General features: G+C 35.6%; 1 protein-coding gene. It reads left to right on the top strand.

Annotation, left to right across the window (positions count from 1 at the left end; all coding sequences use genetic code 11):
• Positions 1-173 precede the first annotated feature (173 nt).
• Positions 174-1,661 (top strand): IS1182 family transposase, encoded by a 1,488-nt coding sequence (locus ACYPXO_RS10865; RefSeq protein ID WP_459640593.1) that lies wholly within the window; start codon positions 174-176, stop codon positions 1,659-1,661.
• The last annotated feature ends 121 nt before the right edge of the window (positions 1,662-1,782 follow it).

Below are 1,782 nucleotides of genomic sequence, written 5' to 3'. Positions count from 1 at the left end.
CAGACTGTAGACAAAGTCCCGGACAAAAGTCCGGGCTTTTCTTTTATCATGTTTTCCACATTTCTAACTTTTTTCCATAGATTTACCAAGAAAAATGTTTCAGTTATCAACTTTATTTTTCAAGGTTTTGCAAGCACTTCATGATATAATCATGGTATCGGGAGGTAGGGCTTATGATGACGAAAAATGCCGATAAAAAAAGAGAACAAATACAGATGTTTTGTATGGATGATATGGTTCCTCAAAACCATATGCTTCGATTGATAGACAAAGCGATTAACTGGAACTTTATTTATGAACTTGTTGAAGAAAAGTATTCTCACAATAATGGGCGTCCAAGTATGGATCCGGTCATGTTGATTAAAATTCCTTTTATACAGTATCTTTATGGAATAAAAAGTATGCGACAAACAATAAAAGAAATTGAAGTGAATGTCGCATATCGCTGGTTTCTTGGATTGGATATGTTGGATCCAGTACCACATTTTTCTACTTTTGGAAAGAATTATACACGCCGTTTTAAAGATACAGATCTTTTTGAACAGATTTTTTCAAAGATTTTAGAAGAATGCATGAAATTTAAATTGGTAGATACAGAACAGATTTTTGTGGATTCTACACATGTGAAAGCATGTGCAAATAGTAAAAAGATGAGAAAACGAGTGGCACATGAACAGGCATTATGGTACGAGCAGGAATTAAAAGAAGAAATTCAGAAAGACCGGGCGGTGCATGGAAAGAAACCATTGAAAGATAACGATAAAAATGATTCTCCACCACCAACCGAAAATGGAGGAGGAAGTTTTGCAGAGGGAACAAAATCTCAGATTCCGGAAGGAACAAAAACACAAAAGTGTAGCACCAGCGATTCAGAAAGTGGGTGGTTTCGTAAAGGAGAGCATAAACATGTTTTTGCATATGCAGTAGAAACGGCTTGTGATAAACATGGTTGGATTTTAGGATATACTGTTCATCCCGGAAATGAACACGATAGCCGTACATTCCCGTTATTGTATGAGAAAATAAAAGAGTTCAAACCAAATATGATGATAATGGATGCCGGTTATAAAACGCCTGCTATCGCACACCTTCTCCTAGAGGATGAAATCCAACCTCTTTTTCCATATAAACGACCAATGACTAAAGAAGGTTTTTTCAAAAAATATGAGTATGCTTACGATGAGTATTATGATTGTTACGTTTGTCCTGGGAACCAGGTTTTAAAATACAGTACAACAAATCGAGAGGGATATCGTGAATATAAGAGTTGCGGATTAATCTGTAGCAGTTGCCCATACTTACATCAATGTACAGAAAGTAAAGAGCATGTAAAACTCATTACCAGACATGTATGGGAAGAATATATGGAGAAAGCAGAAGATATTCGCCATACAATAGGTAACAAAGAAATCTATCAACAACGAAAGGAAACGATTGAGCGACTTTTCGGAACAGCGAAAGAACAACATGGTTTCCGTTATACTCAATACATAGGAAAAGCACGGATGGAAATGAAAGCCGGGCTTACTTTCGCATGTATGAATCTAAAAAAACTGGCAAAGATTTTGGAAAGCAGGGAATTTAAAATAAAAGATTTTTGGTATTTTTCTCAGTTTTTGTTAAAACAATGGCTATTTACAAAAAGTTGGTGCTGGGAATAATCCCCAACACCAACTTTGTCTACAGTCTGACTTCTTATTATTATAAGAAGAGTTATTTTGTGAAAAACACAGCGGGTACAGTAGAGAAAAAAGAAGAGTCTGTTAGATTTAACGGAGCAAA

The organism is Faecalimonas canis, assembly GCF_054601575.1.
Note: the sequence above shows the minus strand (reverse complement) of the source record. Positions and strands in the feature narration are given on the sequence as shown.